This is a genomic window from Ruegeria sp. C8, from assembly GCF_056537565.1.
The window spans coordinates 1-1,092 of the sequence record NZ_JBQFRV010000041.1 but is presented as its reverse complement, the minus strand read 5'-3'; the positions used below and the strand labels follow the sequence as shown (position 1 = coordinate 1,092).

At 55.9% G+C, this 1,092-nt stretch carries 1 protein-coding gene; it reads right to left on the bottom strand.

Annotation, left to right across the window (positions count from 1 at the left end):
* Positions 1 to 15: 15 nt before the first annotated feature.
* Positions 16 to 1,092, bottom strand: a 1,077-nt coding sequence (locus tag ACR0KL_RS22720; RefSeq protein ID WP_480777549.1) for a sulfatase-like hydrolase/transferase, incomplete at its 5' end; no start/stop codon positions are given.

The window sequence follows — 1,092 nt, the reverse complement described above, 5'->3', positions numbered from 1 at the left end:
GGACAAAGCCGCCCTTCAGTCAGTGGGTGGTTCGTAGGGGTCCGGCGTTCCTGGGGGGATCGGAGGAAACTCCTCGAAGGTAGCAATGTGCTCCTGCAACTGCGGCAGCGCTTTTTCGGCCGCCCATGTGTGCGGGAAGAGTACGCTTTCACGCTCATGCGGATCATTCAGTAGGTTGTAGACCCTTGGTGTGTCGAAAGACTCCGTCGCGCCAAAGGCTGTTGTGTTCTCTTTGAACAGAACTTTCCAGTCCTTCCATTTTACACCGAATATCTGTTCGCCCATGTAAACGATCACGCCTTCTCGGTTCGATCTCGGCTGGACGCCCAGAAAGAACTCGGACTGGTCGATGCCATCAAATGCCCGGTCGTCCGGCACTTTGCCCCCCGCGAATGCCGCCAGTGTTGGAAAAAGGTCCATCGAGTGGACAACGTCATTGCTTTCTGAACCAGCGGGGATCTTCCCCGGCCACTTGATGGCGAAAGGCACGCGCATGCTGCCTTCGAGGCTGGTGAACAGAGTGCCGCGCCATGGCCCCGCAGTACCATGTACCGCAGGAACCGGCGAGACATTGGCGTTTCCAACCGGAAGAGCTTCGGGGCCGTTGTCTGCAGTAAAAATCACCACGGTTTCGTCGGAAACGCCTGCCGCCTCGATCGCACCAACGATACGTCCAATATAGCTATCTGTTTGAAGTAGAATGTCGGCCCAGACGCCGTTTCCAGTAGCGCCACCAAACTCCTCGGACGCGATGTTTGGATAGTGGGTCTGCGTATATGCAAGATAGATGAAAAACGGCGCGTCTGCGGCACTCTTAGCTTCGATGAATTCGATGGCCTTTTTCGTCAGGTCGCCATCTATCTCGCCGCGATAGTCCAGATCGTAGTCCCGCGCAACGGTCGCCGGTTCGCCTGCAATACCCTGCATCACAACTGGCTCTTCCATGTTGGCTTCAGCAAATCCCAGAAGCGTGCGCCAGACTGTAACGTCCGTGGTTTCAACACCGTAAAACTCGTCGAATCCTTGATTCGTTGGATAGCGCCCTTCGGTCCATCCAAGGTGCCATTTTCCGTACATGGCCGTGTTGTATCC